Raw genomic sequence first — 1,587 nt, 5'->3', positions numbered from 1 at the left:
CCAAGACGCCGCCGCAGAATGCAGTGCGTCTGTCGCTCGGCAGCGTCCAGGATCTGGGGCGGTTCAGGCAGGCGTTAGAGCTGATCGCCGGCATGCTGGGCGGCCCGCCAGAGGGAGTTGCGCCCTTTACATACTGATTGTCCTGCGACAATAAAAAAATTGACATGCAGTACAATTCCTTTCAAGTCTGGCGCAGCGGTGCTCAGGCACCCAAGAGACTTGGGAGGAAAACATGGCTCAAACTGTCAAAATCACCTTCGGTGCCCTGACTGCGGCGGGGATTGTTCTGGCGGACAGCGCGGTGCAGGCCGACACTTGGCGCTATGCCTTTGAAGAGGCAATGGCCGATGTGCAGGGCGTCTATGCGCAGAAATTCAAGGAAGAGATCGAGGCGAACTCGGATCACGAGATCCAGCTGTTCCCCTATGGCACACTGGGTGAATCGGCCGACATCATGGAGCAGACCCAGGACGGTATCCTGCAGTTTGTGGACCAGTCGCCGGGCTTTACCGGCTCGCTGATTCCCGAAGCGCAGGTGTTCTTTGTGCCCTATCTGCTGCCGACCGATCAGGATCACCTGGCGCGCTTTTACAAGGAGAGCAAGGCGATCAACGGCATGTTCAAGCCGCTTTATGCCGAGCAGGGGCTGGAATTGCTGAACATGTTCCCCGAAGGCGAAGTGGCGATGACCACCAAGACACCGGTCACCACCTGCGCCGATCTGGACGAGGTGAAGTTCCGGGTGATGACCAACCCACTGCTGGTCGAAAGCTACAAAGCCTTTGGCGCCACCCCGACGCCGCTGCCCTGGGGCGAGGTTTACGGCGGGCTGCAGACCAATGTGATCCAGGGGCAGGAGAACCCGACGTTCTTCCTCTATTCAACCAAGATCTATGAGGTCACAGATTACATCACCTACGCCGGCCACAACAACTTCACCACTGCTGTGATGGCCAACAAGGACTTCTATGACGGCCTCAGCGCCGAGGAGCAGCAGGTTGTGCAAAACGCGGCGCAGGCCGCCTATGACCACACCGTAGTTTACCAGCAGCAGGCTGCCGAGAGTGAGCTGGCCAAGATCATGGAAGCCAAACCGGAAATGCAGGTGACGGTGCTGAACGATGATCAGCGTAGCTGCTTCAAGGAAGCGGCGGCTGAGGTCGAGGCCAAGTTCATCGAGATGACCGGCGACAGCGGCGCCGCGATCCTGGAACAGTTGAAGGCAGACCTGGCGGCCACCGCCAACTGACGCCTGTCCTGCAAACAGTGCTGAGCGGGTCCTGCCTGCTCAGCAGCATTCGCGCCTGGGGAGGAAGCAATGCAACAGTCACACGAGTCAGCGCTGCCCGGGTTTCTGGGTGTGATCGACAGCGCCATCAGCCGCATTGAATCATTCCTGCTAGCGGCAGGGGTTCTGCTGATGGCCGCCAATACCGTGGCCAATGTGGTGGGGCGGTTCGTGCTGGGAAACTCCATCTTCTTTACCGAAGAGCTGAACCGGATCCTGATCATCCTGATCACCTTTGCCGGCATCAGCTATGCCGCGCGCAACGCCCGCCACATCCGGATGTCGGCGATCTATGACTT

The 1,587-nt window shown here is 59.0% G+C and carries 2 protein-coding genes; both read left to right on the top strand.

Features of this window, described 5'->3' with window-relative positions; all coding sequences use genetic code 11:
* Positions 1–232: 232 nt before the first annotated feature.
* Positions 233–1,249: a TRAP transporter substrate-binding protein DctP gene (dctP, locus tag A2I95_RS36590; protein ID WP_027257882.1), complete on the top strand. Its 1,017-nt coding sequence runs from the start codon at positions 233–235 to the stop codon at positions 1,247–1,249.
* A gap of 69 nt (positions 1,250–1,318) precedes the next feature.
* Positions 1,319–1,587, top strand: a 269-nt coding sequence (locus A2I95_RS36585; RefSeq protein ID WP_291737394.1) for a TRAP transporter small permease, incomplete at its 3' end; no start/stop codon positions are given.

Source organism: Leisingera sp. F5 (assembly GCF_001593695.1).
The sequence above is the reverse complement of the archived record's forward strand: the minus strand, read 5'-3'. Positions and strand labels throughout refer to the sequence as shown.